The organism is Kitasatospora sp. NPDC023176 (genome assembly GCF_055560495.1).
Genome location: NZ_JBVHIP010000037.1, coordinates 20,318 through 36,561, shown reverse-complemented (window position 1 = coordinate 36,561; position 16,244 = coordinate 20,318). Strand labels below are relative to the sequence as shown.

Annotated in this window: 8 protein-coding genes and 1 pseudogene; 1 reads left to right on the top strand and 8 read right to left on the bottom strand. The window is 75.0% G+C overall.

All coding sequences use genetic code 11. The features are described from left to right. Nucleotides 1–71: 71 nt before the first annotated feature. Nucleotides 72–1,103 carry a 2,3-diaminopropionate biosynthesis protein SbnA gene (sbnA, locus tag ACZ3YL_RS34810; protein ID WP_188309054.1) on the bottom strand — a complete coding sequence of 344 codons (1,032 nt, stop codon included), beginning with the start codon at nucleotides 1,101–1,103 and terminating at the stop codon, nucleotides 72–74. Between the two features lie 255 nt (nucleotides 1,104–1,358). Between sbnA and ACZ3YL_RS34805 the strand changes: the two are divergent. Beyond that, nucleotides 1,359–8,561 (top strand): annotated as a pseudogene (locus tag ACZ3YL_RS34805) (amino acid adenylation domain-containing protein); the annotation flags it as partial. Nucleotides 8,562–8,637: 76 nt separating this feature from the next. On the opposite strand, the gene ACZ3YL_RS34800 reads toward ACZ3YL_RS34805, so the two are convergent. The 7 genes from ACZ3YL_RS34800 to ACZ3YL_RS34770 all read right to left on the bottom strand — a co-directional run bounded on the left by ACZ3YL_RS34800 (nucleotide 8,638) and on the right by ACZ3YL_RS34770 (nucleotide 16,244). Beyond that, nucleotides 8,638–9,396, bottom strand: coding sequence for an AfsR/SARP family transcriptional regulator (locus ACZ3YL_RS34800; protein WP_317621535.1), 759 nt, complete (start codon nucleotides 9,394–9,396; stop codon nucleotides 8,638–8,640). A gap of 136 nt (nucleotides 9,397–9,532) precedes the next feature. After that, nucleotides 9,533–9,769 (bottom strand): helix-turn-helix domain-containing protein, encoded by a 237-nt coding sequence (locus ACZ3YL_RS34795; protein WP_317621536.1) that lies wholly within the window; start codon nucleotides 9,767–9,769, stop codon nucleotides 9,533–9,535. Nucleotides 9,770–10,062: 293 nt separating this feature from the next. Beyond that, nucleotides 10,063–12,288 carry an MMPL family transporter gene (locus tag ACZ3YL_RS34790; RefSeq protein ID WP_317621537.1) on the bottom strand — a complete coding sequence of 742 codons (2,226 nt, stop codon included), beginning with the start codon at nucleotides 12,286–12,288 and terminating at the stop codon, nucleotides 10,063–10,065. Nucleotides 12,289–12,443: 155 nt separating this feature from the next. After that, the gene (locus tag ACZ3YL_RS34785; RefSeq protein ID WP_317621538.1) at nucleotides 12,444–13,049 is read right to left on the bottom strand and encodes a 4'-phosphopantetheinyl transferase family protein; all 606 of its coding nucleotides are present in this window, start codon (nucleotides 13,047–13,049) and stop codon (nucleotides 12,444–12,446) included. Nucleotides 13,050–13,282: 233 nt separating this feature from the next. Next, complete coding sequence (locus tag ACZ3YL_RS34780; RefSeq protein WP_465661344.1) at nucleotides 13,283–14,443, bottom strand: acyl-CoA dehydrogenase family protein; 1,161 nt, start codon at nucleotides 14,441–14,443, stop codon at nucleotides 13,283–13,285. Continuing rightward, nucleotides 14,440–15,267, bottom strand: coding sequence for a hypothetical protein (locus ACZ3YL_RS34775; protein WP_188310149.1), 828 nt, complete (start codon nucleotides 15,265–15,267; stop codon nucleotides 14,440–14,442). The genes ACZ3YL_RS34780 and ACZ3YL_RS34775 overlap by 4 nt, the downstream gene beginning before the upstream one ends. Beyond that, nucleotides 15,264–16,244 carry a hypothetical protein gene (locus tag ACZ3YL_RS34770; RefSeq protein WP_465661342.1) on the bottom strand — a complete coding sequence of 327 codons (981 nt, stop codon included), beginning with the start codon at nucleotides 16,242–16,244 and terminating at the stop codon, nucleotides 15,264–15,266. Before ACZ3YL_RS34770 ends, ACZ3YL_RS34775 begins: the two co-directional genes overlap by 4 nt.

Sequence of the window (16,244 nt, the reverse complement as noted above, 5' to 3'; positions counted from 1 at the left end):
CCGCTTCGAAGTCTCTGGCAACTCTCGGTACCCCGGTTCCGTGGTGACCCCCCGGACCCGGGCCGCCCGGCTCAGCCCGTCACGGCGTGCAGCCCGGCGTCGAGGCCGAGCCCACCGCGGGCGACGCCCGGCAGCAGGCCCTCCGGACCGATCGAGCGGGCCACCCATTCGTCGTGGTAGACGGTGTCCAGGTAGCGCTCGCCGAGGTCCGGCGCGATGGTCACGGCCGTCACCCGGTTCCGGACACCGCCCATGCCGTCGCCGTGGTGCTCGTCCAGCCAGCGCACCGCCCCGCTCACCGCGGTGCCGGTGGAGCCGCCGAACAGGAAGCCCCCGCGCATCAGTTCCCGGCAGGTGCGCACGGTGTCGCGCTCCTCGACGTGGATCGCGGGATCCACCAGCGAGTCGTCCAGCAGCGGCGGGCGGACGCTGGTGCCCAGGCCCGGGATGTGCCGGGGGGCGGGCGGGGTGCCGAAGGTGACCGAGCCGACGCTGTCCACCGGGACGACCCGCACCGAGGGGCGCCGCTCCCGGAAGTACCGGGCGCAGCCCATCAGGGTGCCGGTGGTGCCGGCGCCGACGAACAGCACGGTGAGGTCCGGGAACTGGCGGGCGATGGCGGGCGCGGTGGTGCGGTAGTGGGCCATCCAGTTGCCCGGACTGAGGTACTGGTTGAGCCAGACCCGCCGCTCGTCCTCGGCCAGCAGCGCCCGGACGTGCCGGATCCGCGCACCGAGGAAGCCCTCCTCCGGGTGCGGCTCGGTGATCACGTGCACCTCGGTGCCGTAGGACTCCATGGTCCGCCGGGTGGCCTCGTTGCAGCGGGAGTCGGTGACGCAGACGAACCGGTAGCCGCGCGCCGCGGCGAGCACGCTCAGCGCCACGCCCATGTTCCCGGAGGAGGACTCCACCAGCGTCGAACCGGGCCCCAGCGCGCCGGACTCCTCGGCCCGGGCGACCATTTCCCGGGCCGCCTTCAGCTTGATGGACCCGGCGAAGTTGAATCCCTCCACTTTCAGGAAGAGGCGGTGCCCGAAGATCGGCTGAAGATTCACGAAGAGGTCACTGACCTCGAATTCGTGCGACGCGGAAATGACCGGCACGGGAAACTCCTGGCCTTCGGTGGCGAATTACCCTCGACGGCAAGCCTCCCGCCGGTCGCTGACGAGGAGCTGACGAAGGGCTGACGGATTGCTGACGGACCCCGCGCGATGCGCGTCGTCCCAGGTGGGGGTGTGCGTCAGCCGTCCGTCAGCTGCCGGTCAGTTGCCCGTCAGCGTCATCGGAAAACGTTTATTATTCCGTACGTGCACCGCACCTGCACCGCACTTGTGCGGGCCTTCCGTGAGGAGCCCGGTTTGAATCGGCAGTCCGCCATCAGTGAAGTCCTTCCGCTCTCGCCGCTGCAACAGGGACTGCTCTTTCTCTCGGAGTACGACCGCGCCGGGACGGACGTCTACACCATTCAGCTGGTGCTCGACTTCGAGGAGCTGCCCGAAGCCGAGGCCGCCGCCCTGCGCACCGCCGCGGGCGCGCTGCTGGAGCGGCACCCCAACCTCAGGGCCTGCTTCCGGCCGCGCCGCAACGGCGAGGTGGTGCAGGTGGTGCCGACCGCGGTCGCGCTGCCCTGGCGGGAGGTCGCGGTGCCGGGCGCCGGGGCGCAGGCCGACGCCGGGTTCGAGCGGCTGGCCGAGGAGGACCGGCTGCGCCGCTTCGACCTGGCCCGCCCACCGCTGCACCGGCTCACCCTGGCCCGTGCCGGGGACGGGCGCTGCCGGCTGCTGTGGACCGTCCACCACATCCTGCTGGACGGCTGGTCGATGGTCACCCTGCTCGGTGAACTCGCCGAACTGGCCGGCGGATCCGGGCCCGTCGAGCCGCCCGCCCGCTACCAGTCCCACCTCGCCTGGCTCGGCGCCCAGGACCGCGAGGCCGCCCGGACCGCCTGGGCTGCGGCACTGGCCGGGGTGACCGAGCCGACCCGGCTGGTGCCGGCCGGCCGCACCCGGGGCGAGGGCGCGGACGCGCTGCCGCGCTCCGTCCCGCTGGACCTCGACCCGGCGGTGGCGGAGCGGCTGACCGGCTTCGCCCGCGAACGCGGCCTGACCGTCAACGCGGTGGTGCAGGGCTGCTGGGCGCTGCTGCTGTCCCGGCTGACCGGCCAGTCCACCGTGCTGTTCGGCGCGGTCAGCTCCGGCCGGCCGGCCGGGCTCGCGGACGTCGAGCGGATGGTCGGGCTGTTCGCCAACACCCTGCCGGTCCGGGTGGACGTCGACCCGGAGCGCACCCCGGCCGAGCTGTTCACCGCCGTCCAGCAGGCCCAGACCGGGCTGCTGCCGCACGAGCACCTCACCCTGGCCGAGGTGCAGCAGCTCACCCCCGTGCGCGGTGAACTCTTCGACACCGCGCTGATGTTCCAGAACTACCCGATGGGCAGTCTGGGGGTCGCCGGCGACTCCAGGGTGACCGGCGTCGACATCCGCTCGGCCACCGACTTCCCGGTCACCCTCACCGTCTTCCCCGGCACGCCCTTCGGCCTCGCCGTGAACCACCTGCCCACCCTGGTCGACGCCGCCGAGGCGGAGCTGATCGGACGGCGCTTCGCCCGGCTGCTGGCCGCCGCCGTGGCCGCGCCCGACCGGCCCTGCGGCCGGCTCGACGTCCTGGACGAGGCCGAACGGGCCCGGATCCTCGACGCCCGCAACGCCACCACGACCCCGGCGCCGGGCCCCTGGCTCGCCCCGCTGCTGGCCGCCCAGGCCGCCCGCACCCCGGACGCCCCCGCCCTGCGGTGCGCCGGGCAGCGCCTGAGCTACCGCGAACTGCACGAACGGGCCGACGAGTTGGCCGGGCGGCTGGTCGCCGCCGGGGCCGGCCCGGAGCGGGTGGTGGCGATCGCCCTGGACCGCTCGACGGACCTCGTGGTGGCCGCGCTGGCCGTCCTCAAGTCCGGGGCCGCCTACCTGCCGCTGGACCCGGACCACCCGGTGGAGCGGCTGCGGCTGATGATCGAGGACGCCGCCCCGGTGGTCACCCTCACCCACCGCCGGGTGCGTGAACTGCTGCCGCTCGCCGGCGAGTCGTGGGTCCTGGACGACCCGGACGGCCTGCCGCCGGCGGCCGGTGCGGGCGTGTCGCGCGAGCCGTCCGGCGACCACCCGGCGTACGTCATCCACACCTCCGGTTCCACCGGGCGCCCCAAGGGCGTGGTGGTGCCGCACGCCGCGCTGGTCAACCTGGTCCGGGACATGGCCGAGCGCTTCGGCGTCACCCCGGCGGACCGGCTGCTCGCCGTCACCACCTTCGGCTTCGACATCGCCAACCTGGAGCTGTTCGTCCCGCTGGTCACCGGCGCCGAACTGCTGCTCGCCGACCGGGGGACCGTCCGCGACCCGGCTGCGCTGGCCGACGCCGTCACCGGGCTCGGCGCGACGGTGCTGCAGGCCACCCCCAGCCTGTGGCAGTCGCTCGCTGCCGACCACGCCCCCCGGCTGGCCGGCCTGCGCGCCCTGGTCGGCGGCGAGGCGCTGCCCGAGCCGCTGGCCCGCACCCTGACCGCGCACTGCGCCTCGGTGACCAACGTCTACGGCCCGACCGAGACCACCGTCTGGTCCACCGCCGCCGTCCTGGACGGGCGGCGGTCCGGCCCGCCGCCGATCGGCGCCCCGATCGCCAACACCCGGGCCTATGTGCTGGACGGCGCGCTGCGGCCGGTCCCGGACGGCACCTACGGGGACCTCTACCTGGCCGGCGCCGGCCTCGCCCGGGGCTACCTGGGCCGGCCCGGCCTGACCGCCGAACGCTTCACCGCCGACCCGTACGGCCCGCCCGGCAGCCGGATGTACCGCACCGGCGACATCGCCCGCTGGGACACCGGCGGCCGGGGGCTGGAGTACGCCGGGCGCAGCGACTTCCAGGTGAAGATCCGCGGCCACCGGATCGAGCTGGGCGAGATCGAGTCGGTGCTGGCCGCGCAGCCCGGCGTCCGGCAGGCCGTCGTCACGGCCGGCGCCGACCGGGCCGGGGACGTCCGGCTGGTCGCCCACGTGGTGCCGGCCGGCCTCGACCTGGACCGGCTGCGGGAGCAAGCGGCGCGGGCGCTGCCCGTGCCGATGCGGCCGGCGGTGTACGTCCCGCTGGACGAGCTGCCGCTGACCCCCAACGGCAAGGTCGACCGCAAGGCGCTGCCCGCCCCGGCGGAGGAGCGCGCGGGCACCGGGCGGGCGCCGGTGGGGGAGCGCGAGGAACTGCTCTGCGCGGTGTTCGCCGAGGCCCTCGGGCTGGAGCGGGTCGGCGCGGACGACGACTTCTTCGCGCTGGGCGGTCACTCGCTCTCGGCGACCCGGGTGGTCAACCGGCTGCGCTCCGAGCTGGGCGGGGACGTCCCGCTGCGGGCGCTGTTCGACGCCCGGACGGCCGAGGGGCTGGCGCGGGCGCTGTCCGGCGGCGGCCCGGCCGGCGGGGGAGCGGCCGGCGGGGGAGCGGCGGCCGTCGGGGGAGCAGCGGGCGAGGCAGCGGCCGGCGGGGGACCGGTGCCCACAGCGGCCGGGGGGCGCGCCCGGCCGGTGCTGGGCCCCGCCGAGCGGCCCGCGACCGTGCCGCTGTCGCACGCCCAGGAGCGGCTCTGGTTCCTGGACCGGATGGACGGCCCGACCGGCGCCTACAACATCCCGCTGGCCGTCCGGCTGACCGGCCCGCTGGACCGGGCCGCGCTGGACGCCGCCGTCCGGGACGTCCTGGAGCGGCACGAGAGCCTGCGCACCGTCTTCGCCGAGGCGGACGGCCTGCCCTCGCAGCTGGTGCTCACCGTCGCCGAGGCCGAACGCGCGGGCGGCGGGCTGGAGTCGGTGGAGCTGCGGGCGGCCGAACTGCCCGGCGCACTGGCCGCCGAGGCCGCCCACCCCTTCGCGCTGTCCGCCCAAGTGCCCTTGCGGGCAAGGCTGTTCGTTCTGAGCCCGACCGACCACGCACTGGTGCTGACCGTGCACCACATCGCCGCCGACGGCTGGTCGCTCGGCCCGCTGGTGCGCGACCTCACCACCGCCTACCGGTGCAGGGCCGAGGGGCGGGCGCCCGACTGGCGGCCGCTGCCGGTGCAGTACGCCGACCACGCGCTCTGGCAGCGCGCCCTGCTCGGCGCCAAGGACGACCCGGACAGCCTGGCCGCCGCCGAACTCGCCCACTGGCGCGAGGCGTTGGCCGGAATCCCGGAGGAGCTGGAGCTGCCCGCCGACTTCCCGCGGCCCGACCGGGCCGGGCAGCGCGGCGCGGAGGTCCGCTGCGCGCTGCCCGCCGAGGCGCACGCCCGGCTCGCCGCACTCGCCCGGGACGGTGGCGCCAGCCTGTTCATGGCCGTCCAGGCCGGGCTGGCCGCCCTGCTCACCCGGCTCGGCGCCGGCACCGACATCCCGCTCGGCAGCCCGGTGGCCGGGCGCACCGAGGAGGCCGTCCGGGAGCTGGTCGGCTTCTTCGTCAACACCCTGGTGCTGCGCACCGACACCTCCGGCGACCCGGCCTTCCGCGAACTGCTCGGGCGCGTCCGGGAGACCGACCTGACCGCCTACGCCCACGCCGAACTGCCCTTCGAGCAGCTGGTCGAGGGGCTCAACCCGGCCCGCTCGACCGGCCGCCAGCCGCTCTTCCAGGTGGTGCTGGCCTTCGAGAACGCCGCCTTCGGGACCGGCAGCCCCGGGCCGGCGGCGCTGCCGCCGATGCCGGGCCTGACCGCCGAGGTGCTGCCCGTCGACACCACCACGGCCAAGTTCGACCTGTCCTTCCAGGTCCGCGAGCGCACCGCCGCGGACGGCGGCCCGGCCGGGCTGGAGATCCTGCTGGAGTACCGCGAGGACCTCTTCACCGCCGCCACCGCCACCCGGCTGGCCCGCTCGCTGGCCACCCTGCTGGACTCCGCCGCCCGCACCCCGGACGCCCCGCTCAGCGCCCTGGAGCTGCTCACCGCCGAGGAGCGGCGCGTCCTGCTGACCGAGTGGAGCGGCCCGCCGGCCCCGCCGCCGGTCGCCGGGGCGTACGGCGCCGCCACCCTGCCCGCGCTGCTGGAGCGGGCCGCCGCCGAGCACCCGGACCGCCCGGCGCTGATCGCCCCCGACGCCGTCCCGGCCGGGCCCGGCACGGTACGCCTGGACCACCGCGAGCTGAACGCCCGGGCCAACCGGCTCGCCCACCTGCTGCTGGCCCGCGGGGCCGGCCCCGGGGACGTGGTGGCGCTCGCCCTGCCGCGCTCCCCGGAGCTGGTGGTCGCCCTGCTGGCGGTGCTCAAGACCGGCGCCGCCTACCTGCCGGTGGACCCGCGCTACCCGGCCGAGCGGATCGCCCACCTGCTCGGCGACGCGGCGCCCGTCCAGGTGCTGGCCGTCGACGGGGTGGACCTGCCCCCGACGGCCGCCGTCCCGCTGCTGCTGGACGCCCCCGGGACGCTCGCCGAACTGGCCGGGCACCCGGACACCGACCCCGGCGACGCCGACCGCACCCGGCCGCTCACCCCGCAGGACACCGCGTACGTCATCTACACCTCCGGCTCCACCGGCCTGCCCAAGGGCGTGGCGGTGCCGCACGCCGGGGCGGTCAACCTGGTGGCCGGCCTGCACGGGTTGCTCGGCCCGGGCCGCCGGGTGCTGCAGTTCGCCTCCTTCAGCTTCGATGCCAGCGTCTGGGAACTGGGCGCCTCGCTGTGCACCGGCGGGACCCTGGTGTTCGCCACCGAGGAGAGCCGGCTCGCCGGGGACCAGCTGGCCGCGCTGCTGGCCGAGCACGGGGTCGACCACGCCATCCTGCCGCCCCCCGTCGCGGCCGGGCTGCCGGAGGACGCGCCGCTGCCGGACGGTCTGCTGCTCGCCGTCGGCGGCGAGGCCTGCCCGCCCGCCCTGGTGGACCGCCTCGCCGGGCGGCTCGACCTGCGCAACGCCTACGGCCCGACCGAGGCCTCGGTCTGCGCCACCTGGAGCGAACGGCTGCGCCCGGGCACCGGCCCGCTGCCCACCGGCCGCCCGCCGATCGGCCGTCCGCTGGGCGGCCACCGGGCGTACGTGCTGGACGCGGCGCTGGCGCCGGTGCCGGTCGGCGTCACCGGCGAGCTGTACCTCGCCGGGGCCGGCCTCGCCCGGGGCTACCCGGGCCGCCCGGTGACCACCGCCGAGCGCTTCGTCGCCGACCCGTACGGCGAGCCCGGCACCCGGATGTACCGCACCGGGGACCTGGTCCGCTGGCGGGCCGACGGCACCCTGGAGCACGTCGGCCGGGCGGACCACCAGATCAAGCTGCGCGGCTTCCGGATCGAGCCCGGCGAGATCGAGGCCGCGCTGACCCGGCACCCGGTGGTGGTCCAGGCCGCGGTACGGGTGCGCAGCACGCCGGCCGGCGTCCAGCAGCTGGTCGGGTACGTGGTGCCGCTGCCCGGGGTGGCCGCCGTCGACGTACCGGTGCTGCGCGCCTTCCTCGGCGAGTCGCTGCCCGCCCACATGGTGCCGGCCGCCCTGGTGACGCTGCCCGCGCTGCCGCTGACCGCCAACGGCAAGCTGGACGTCCGGGCGCTGCCGGAGCCCGGGGCGGACCCGATGCTGCCGGGCCGGGCCGCGGACCGGGCGCGTCCGCCGCGAACCCCGGCCGAGGAGGTGATCGCGGTGGTCTTCGCGGAGGTCCTCGGGCTCGAACGGGTCGACGTCGACGGGGACTTCTTCGCGCTCGGCGGTGACAGCCTGCGCTCGGTGCAGATCGTCGGCCGGGCGGCGAAGGCCGGGCTCACCCTCTCGCTGGCCGATGTGTTCACCCACAAGACGGTGGCGGCCCTGGCCGCCGCCGCCCGGCCCACCGAGCGCGGGCCGCTCCCGTCGGCGCTGCTGGAGCCGCTGCTGGCGATCCGGCCCGGCGGCGGCGCCGAGCCGCTGTTCTGCGTGCACGGCGGCGTCGGCTTCGGCCTGCCGTACGCCGAACTGGCCGCGCACCTGGACCCGGACCGGCCGGTGTACGCGCTGCAGTCCGACGGCATCGCGGCGCCGGCCGGGCAGTGGCGCAAGCCGGTCGGGGTGCGGGAGTTGGCCGCCGAGTACCTGGCCCGGATCCGGCGGGTGCAGCCGCACGGCCCGTACCACCTGCTGGGCTGGTCCTTCGGCGGGCTGGTCGCCCACGAGATGGCCGTGCAGCTCCGGGTGGCGGGCGAGCCGGTGGCCTTCCTGGCGGCGCTGGACGTCCAGCCTGTGCGGCCGGGCGACCCGAACCCCACCGATCAGGAGATCCGGTCCGCCTTCCTGAAGCACCACGCCGCCGGGGCGGGGGTGGACGGGGCGGAGCTGTCCCGGCTGATGACCGTGATGCGACACCACACCGACATCGCCCGGGAGTTCACCCCCGGACGGTTCGACGGGGAGCTGCTGCTGTTCGTCGCGGACGGCGCCGGGAGCGGCCTGGCGGCCGAGCGCTGGCGGCCTCACCTCGGCGGCCCGCTCACGGTGCACCGGGTGCCCTGCGACCACGAGGAGATGCTGAACCGGGAGGCGGCCGGGCGGATCGGTGCGATCACCGACGCCGCCCTGCGCCGCCTCGGCTGACGCGCGGCGACGGGCAGGCCGGATGCCTGCCCGTCGCCGTTCGTCGGGTGCGGGGTGAGCTGCCCTCACCCCGGGATCAGAGGGAAGGGTCCTGCATCAGGATGGCCTGGTACAGGTGGTGGAGCCGCCGGCTCGGCTTGAGCCCCAGCTCGTCGTCCAGCCACTTGCGGGTGCGGTGGAAGATGTCCACGGCCTCCGACTGGCGGCCGCAGCGGTACAGCGCGATCATCAACTGCTCGCTGAAACGCTCCCGTTCGGGGTACTGGGCGAGCAGCTGCTTGAGTTCGGCGACCACCGTGCCCGCCTCGCCCGCCTGGAGCTGCGCCGCGATCAGGTCCTCGCGGGCGGTCTTGCGCTGCTCGTCCAGCCGTAGGGCGACGGCCCGGCACCACGGCCCGTCGCTGGTGTCGAGCAGGGCCGGTCCGCGCCACATCGCCAGCGCCGACCGGAGGGTGTCCATCGCTTCGTACGGCCGGTGTTCGACCAGCCCCGCGCCCTTCTCCGCCGTCCGCAGGAAGCGGTACGCGTCGATCGCTTCCTCCTGGACGGTCAGCATGTAACCGTTGTCGACGGTTCTGATGATCTCCTGGTCCGGTCTCTCCAGACCCAGTTCGGCCAGTGACTTCCGCATGCGCTTGACGTTGGCCTGGAGGGCGTTGCGCGCGTTCTTCAACGGCGCCTCACCCCACAGTTCGTCGATCAGTTCGTCGAAGGCGACCACCTGACCGGCGTTCAGGGCGAGCATGGTGAGCATGACGCGGTTCTTCTTCGCCCGTAACCCCACGGTGCGTTGACCGTCGCCGATGAGTAGCGGGCCCAGTATGGAGATGTGCACAAAATTTCCCCGTTCTTAGCGATGAACTCCAACCACGAGCTTTTCCGTTGAGTCCTCTAGGAGCCACTACCATCAGGGGTCAACTTGTTTGAAGGGGACTGAAAAAGGGGAAAAGCCCGGGTATCATTCGCGCCGGTCAAGTATCGGACACGGGTGGCTGGTCCTGCCATGTACCTTCGTACATGAGTTGGTGGACCTGGGCCACCAGGCCGGCCTGGAGCCGGGACTCCACTCCCAACTTCGCCATCACGCTGGCGACATGTGCCTTCACCGTGCGTTCCGTGACGTGCAGCCGGTCGGCGATGCCGCGATTGGAGTGCCCCGTCCCGATCAGGTCGAAGACCTGCCGCTCCCGCCCCGAGAGTGTGCCCACCCGGGCGAGTTCATCGCGCCAGCGCGTCGAGGCGAGGCCACCGTCACCGTGCCGGCCCACCACCACACCGCCCCCGCTTCCGTGGCGCGTTCCGTCGCCGATGCGGCCTCCGCCCGAAGGCTGCGCGCATCGACGAACGCGTAAGCGATTCTACAACTCCCGTAACAAACCATCGCGGGACGGGCGGCGTCAAACCCCTTAAGGCGGCAGCGGGTTCACTGCGCATACGGACGAAGCGGCCGGGGCGGGGGGAGGGCCCCCGCCCCGGCCGTCCGGCCGGTTGTGACAGGTTGTTACGAAAGGGTCGTGCGGGCCGCCGCGGAGGCCGCCGCCGCGGCCACGATCGAGGGCAGCCGAGGGGGCCGGGCGACCGACTGGCGGGCCAGCCGGGAGGGCCACCAGGTCTTCCAGCCGAGCAGGGTGATCATCGCCGGCAGCACCACGATCCGGATCACCGTCGCGTCCAGCAGCACGGCGCAGGCCATGCCCACGCCCATCTGCTTCATCTCGATGTAGTTGAGCGAGGCCAGCAGCGCGAACACGCAGACCATCACCGCCGCCGCGCTGGTGACCACCCCGGCGGTGCGGGTGATGCCCTGCTCGACCGCCTCCCGCAGCGACAGCCCGCCGCGCGCCGCCTCCCGGATCCGGCTGACCACGAAGACGTGGTAGTCCATCGAGAGCCCGAGCAGGATCACGAACAGCATCAGCGGCATCCAGGCCACCACCCGGCCGGTGGACTCGAAGTGCAGCAGGTCCTCGGCCCAGGTGTGCTGGAAGATCAACGCGAGCACGCCGAACGAGGCCGCGGTGGAGAGCAGGTTGAGCGCCACGGTGATCAGTGCCAGGACGACCGAGCGGAAGGCCAGCGCCATCACCAGGAAGGTCAGCGCCAGCGCCACCCCGAGCACCCAGGGCATCTTGTCCATCACGTTCGCCCGGTAGTCCACGTCATAGGCCACGTCGCTGCCGCCCACCGCGAACTGGGCACCCTCGACGCTGCCGAGGGTCCGCGGGGCGAGGTCCTCGCGCAGCCGGGCCAGCGAGGCGCGGGCCTGGTCCGAGCCGCTGTCGAACCGGGTGCCGATCGCCACGGTGGCGACCGTGCCGTCCGCCGAGGTCCGCACCACCGGCGCCGGGTCGTGGACGAAGAGGTCGTCGGTCAGCGTGCGCCGGACCAACGCGTCGACGGCCGAAACGAGTTCGGCGCGCTCGCCAGGCGGCACCCGCACCGCCACCAGGTGGGTGTCGCACTGGCTCGGGAAGGACTCGGTCAACCGCTGGTAGGACTGCATCGCCGGGATCGACCGGGGCAGGTCGTCGATCCCGGTGGCCTTGAGCTTGAGCCCGAGCGCGGGCAGCGCGAGCACCAGCAGCGCCGATACCGAGGCCGCCAGGGCGATCACCGGGTGGCGCAGCGAGGGCTTGAGCATGGTCGACCAGAGTCGGGGCTTGACCCCGCCCTTCTGGGTGAGCCGCCACACCAGCGGCACCCGGGGGGCGTCCAAATAGCGGCCGAAGCGGGACAGCATGGCCGGCAGCACCGTCAGCGAGGAGATGATGGCGATCGACACCACGATCACCGCGCCGGTCGCCATCGACTCGAAGGCGATGTGCCCGGCCAGGTAGAGCGCGCCCATCGAGACCAGCACCACCACCCCGGAGACCAGCACCGAGTGTCCGGAGGTGGCGGCCGCGATCTCGATCGCGTCGATGTTGTCGGTCCCCAACGCCCGTTCCTCGCGCTGGCGTTTGAGGTAGAACAGCGAGTAGTCCACGCCGATCGCCATGCCCATCAGGACGATGAACGGGGTCACCGGACCGGGGTCGGGGACGACCTGCGAGGCGATGCCCCACAGCCCGAGCCCGGCCAGCACCGAGGACAGGCCGAGCACCACCGGCACGCTCGCGGCGACGATCGCGCCGAAGACGAAGACCATCACCAGCAGGGTGACCGGCAGGCTGAGCACGGTCGCCTTGCCGAGGTCCCGGCTGAGCATCTCGTTCAGTCCGGCCTTGATCGAACCGGAGCCGACCAGTTCCATCCGTACGTCGCCGTGGCCCGGCCGGGCGTCGTCGACGGCGTCCAGCAGCGGCTGCACCCGGTCGGCGGCGGTCTCCGGATCCCCGTCGAGGGTGACCGGCACGAGCAGGGAGGTGCCGTCCGGGGCGGGCTGCGGCTCGCCGATCGAGGCGACCCCGGTGAGGCCGCGCAGGCCCCGGGTGGCGTCGTCCACGGCCGCCTGGGCCCGGACCGGATCGAGCTGCCCGCCGCCCCAGGAACTGACCAGCAGGTTCTCCACGGCCCGCTCCTGGAGGCCGCCGGCCCGGGCGATCGCGGCGGCCCGGCCGGACTGGCCGATCGCGAGGTCGGAGTTGGTCGCCTGCCGGGTGCCGGTGAGGCCGCCGACCACCAGTGCGCCGACCACGAACGCCACCCAGAGCGCGATCGCCCACCAGGGGTGGACCGCGCTCCACCGGGCCGCCCTGGTGATCACGTTCCTGCCTTCCACGATCACGTTCCCCTCCTTCTCGGCGCAGTCGCCCAGGCGCGGGCACGGGCCGGACCAGGGGTCCGGCCGTGCGGTGCGGTGTGCGTTCGTACCGAGAAATCTAATGACGATCCGACCCGCGACCACGGGTACAACTACGCCGATCCGAGGGGGAGTTTCTTCTACTTGACACCCTGTCGCGACTCGTCGTCCCGCGGTTGCCGCGCTGGACCGGAGTGCGCGGGTGCTCCTGGATACCACAGGCCCCACGACATGGCGAAGGGTCCGTCGCCCAACAGCGCGACGGACCCCGCGTACTCCTCCGACAGCGGCAGGTCGGCGACCCGCCAGGGACCGGCCAGTCCCGCCGGGGCGGGGGCGTCCGGGAGCCGCACCGTGGCCTGGCCGGCGGTGTGGGCGACCGGGAGGGCCAGGCCCTCGGTGAGCCGACCGCCCGAGGCCTTCACGCAGGCCTCCTTCCTGGTCCACAGCCGGGCGAACGCCGGACGGCCGCCCCTGGCCACCAACTCCCGCTCCTGGGCGGGGAAGAAGCGCCGGGACAGCCGGTCCACGTCCCGGCCGGAGCGGACCGTCTCGACGTCCACGCCGACCGGCCGCGGGGCCACCGCGAGCAGGGCCAGCTCCCCCGAGTGGGAGAGGCTGAAGTGCAGGCCGGGCGCGTCCGCCACGGCCGGCTTGCCCCAGCGCCCGCGGCTGAAGCGCAGCAGCTCCGGCGGACGGCCCAGCCGCTCGCCGAGCAGGATCCGGGTGGCGGCGTGCGCGATCACGAAGCGGCGCCGCAGTCCGGGCAGCCGACCGCTGCGGGCGCGGGCCCGCTCCTCCGGGTCGAGCAGCCGCTCCAGCGCCGCGAGGTCCGACTCCGTCGCGGCGCCCGGTGGTTCGGATTCCGTCGCGGCGCCCGGTGGTTCGGATTCCGTCGCGGCGCCCGGCGGCCCGCCCTCGTCGGGCGGTCCTCCGGTCAGCGGGATGCGCCAGATCTCGACCGCTTGTCCCGTCCTGTTCAGAGCCGGTCCACCTTCCCGGTGTGCAGCCCCTGGAAGAGGGTGAGCTTCTGGATGTTCCTGGTCCCCTCCATGAACTCCACGCCCCGGGCGTCCCGGGCGAGTTTGTCCAGCAGGGGGTGGTCCAGCCGGGCGCCGGGGCCGAAGAAGCCGGGCGCGCGCAGGGTGACCTCCTCGGCCACCTGGCAGGCCCGCGCCTTGGCCGCCGAGGCGAGGTACCCGTCGGAGGGCCGGCGGTCCACCGCGAGGGCGGCCCGGTAGGTCAACTGCCGGGCCGCGTCGATCCGTCGGCCCAGCTCCTCGTACGCGTCCCGTTCCGCGCCGCACAGCCCCTTGCGGTTCTCGCCGATGTAGTCGTGCGCGGCCCGGGCGATCCCCAGGGCGATCGCCGCGACGCTCGGCCGCAGCCGGTTGAAGACCGAGACGATGCCCCACATCCCGCGCCGGGTCGGCGGCAGGTGGGCACCGAGCACCCGCTCGGCCGGGACGTGCACCCGGTCGAAGGTGACCCGGCACAGCTGCACCCCGCGCAGGCCCAGGGTGGGGATCGGCTCGGCCCGGTAGCCGGGGTCGGCGGTGTCCACCAGGACGGCCAGCACGCCGAGCCGCTCGGTGCCCGCGACCCGGGCGAAGACGGCGCCCAGGTCCGCCCGGGCGGCGTTGCCGACGTAGCGCTTCTCGCCGTCCAGCAGGTAGGAGCCGTCGCCCAGCGGGGTCAGCGTGGTGCTCATCTCGCCGATGGCGGAGCCGCGGTCCGGTTCGGTGAGGGCGAAGGAGGTCCAGCGCGGGCGTTCGGCCAGGCGGCCGTAGACCCAGTCCCGCTGGGCCGGGCTGCCGAGCACGCCCAGCAGCACCCCGGTCATCGACGCGCCGGGGGAGCCGAGCACCATCCCGGCGTCGCCGCGGGCCAGTTCCTCGCTCACCACGGCCCGCTCCAGGGTGGCCAGGCCGTGGGCGGGGCCGCTGCCGGGCTCGCCGCTCGCGCGGTCCCAGCCCGGGGGCGTCAGGTGGCCGGCCAGGAAGCGGACGGCGGGCAGGTCCAGGTAGCGGTGGACGGCCTCGGGGTCGCGGTCCAGTTCGAGGGCGCCCGCGCGCAGGTCGTCGGCCCACGCGCGGACGTGGCGGCGGGTGCTCCGGAGCGGGCTCGGCAGGGTGGTCATCCGACGCCTCCAGGCGCGTCGAGGCGCTGGGCCGGGGAAGCGTCGTGGAGGTGGGGCACGGGGACGTCGGCGAGGTGGGCGACCGGAGTGTCGTGGTGGTGGGCGACGGGGCCGGGCCGGCCGCAGTAGACGTCGGCGAGCAGCTCGGAGGCGTAGGCGTCCCGGCCGGGTCCCTCGGCGGTGAAGCCGTGGGCGCCGAGCAGCCGCAGCAGGGCGCGGTCGACCTCGGTGATCTGCGCCTGCAGCCGGGCGAGGGAGCGGGCGTCCAGCGGGTGGGCGGGGGTGCAGGGGTCGCACTCCTCGTCGGCCTCGGCCAGGCCGTCGAGCACGCCCGCGATCTCCAGTTGCTCGATCAGGGCGTCCGCGAGCGCACCCTTGACCAGCTGCTGCAGCAGCAGCGAGGTGCCCTCGACCCGGCGGGCGGCGAGGTAGGCGACGCAGGCCTCGCGCAGCCGCTCGGAGTGTCCGAGTCGCAGCCAGGCCAGTCCGGTGTCCCAGGGCCGGGGGCCGGGATCGGCCGGGGTGCGGGGAGGGGGATCGGAGTCGGCCGGGGTACGGGGAGTGGGAATGGGGGCCGCCGGGGTACGGGGAGCGGGGTGCAGGACGGCGAGGTCCGGCAGCGGGCCCAGTGCCTCCTCGTCCGGCAGGTCGCCGTAGCCGTCGAGGAGTTCGCGCGGTACCACCGCGTGTCCGCGGGGGCCGCGCGGTGGCGCGCCCGGGGAGAGCGCGCGGGACAGCAGGGTGAGGGCCGGCACGAGGCCGTCGGTGCGCGCACCGGCCCTCGCCTCGCGCCAGTGCTCCCGTACCTCGGCCGGAACGGTCATCTGTGTCTCCACTCCCCCGTGTCGAGCGTGCAGTAGGCCAGGGCGTCGCGGTCCCGGTCGTAGTCGGCGACCACCACCGGGCGGTTGCCGGCGCCGGTGCCCGGTCCGGCGTTGCTTCCTGTTGTGGCGTTGCTTCTTGTTGCGTCGTCGGTGCCCGGTCCGGCGTCGGTGTCCGGGGTGTCGTCCGTGCCCGGTGCGTCGTCGGTGCCGCGGACGGCGTCGAGCAGCGCGGACCAGCTCCCGGTGGCCGGACGGCCGGCCGCCCCCCTGGCCAACGTGCCCTGGTGGGACGGAAGTTCAGGTCCCTCGGCGAGACCGGCGCCGGCCACCAGGGCGGCGTCCGCCGGCCAGTGCGCGAACAGGCCGGGCCCGGGCCGCCCGAGGGCCTGGCCGCCCAGCGGGCGGTCGCCGCCGTCCCAGCGCAGCAGCAGCGCCACGGCGGCGTCGCCGCGCAGGCCGGCCGGGGAGTCGGTGGGCAGCGGGAACGGCTGGGTGCCCTGGTCCACGGCCAGCAGCAGCAACCGCGACCAGCCGCACCGCCGGGCGTACTCCACGGCCACCCGCAGCGCGCTGAACGGCGCCAGCCGGCCCTGGTCGGACAGCGCGAAGGCGAGCGGATCGCCCGGCAGCCGCCGCCGGACGCAGGAGGCGACCAGCTCGGTGTGCTCGAAGTCCGGGGCGGCGTAGGCGATCACCGCCATCTCGGGGGCGTCCTCGGCGTCCAGTGGCCCCAGCGCGTCCAGGGCGCCGTAGGCCAGCTCCACCGAGGTGCGCCGCCCGGCGGCGGCGAACTGGGCGCGGTCGAAGGAGGCCCGGTACGGCGCCCCGAGCTCCGCGTAGAACTCCTCCCGCGCGTCCCCCGGCTGGTACGGGGTGCCCCGGCCCGCCGGGGCGTACCCGGCCGCCCGGACCAGCCGGGGCAGGGCCGCCGGGCCGGCCGGGTGCGGGCGCCGGACCGCTGCGGTCGCGCGGAACAT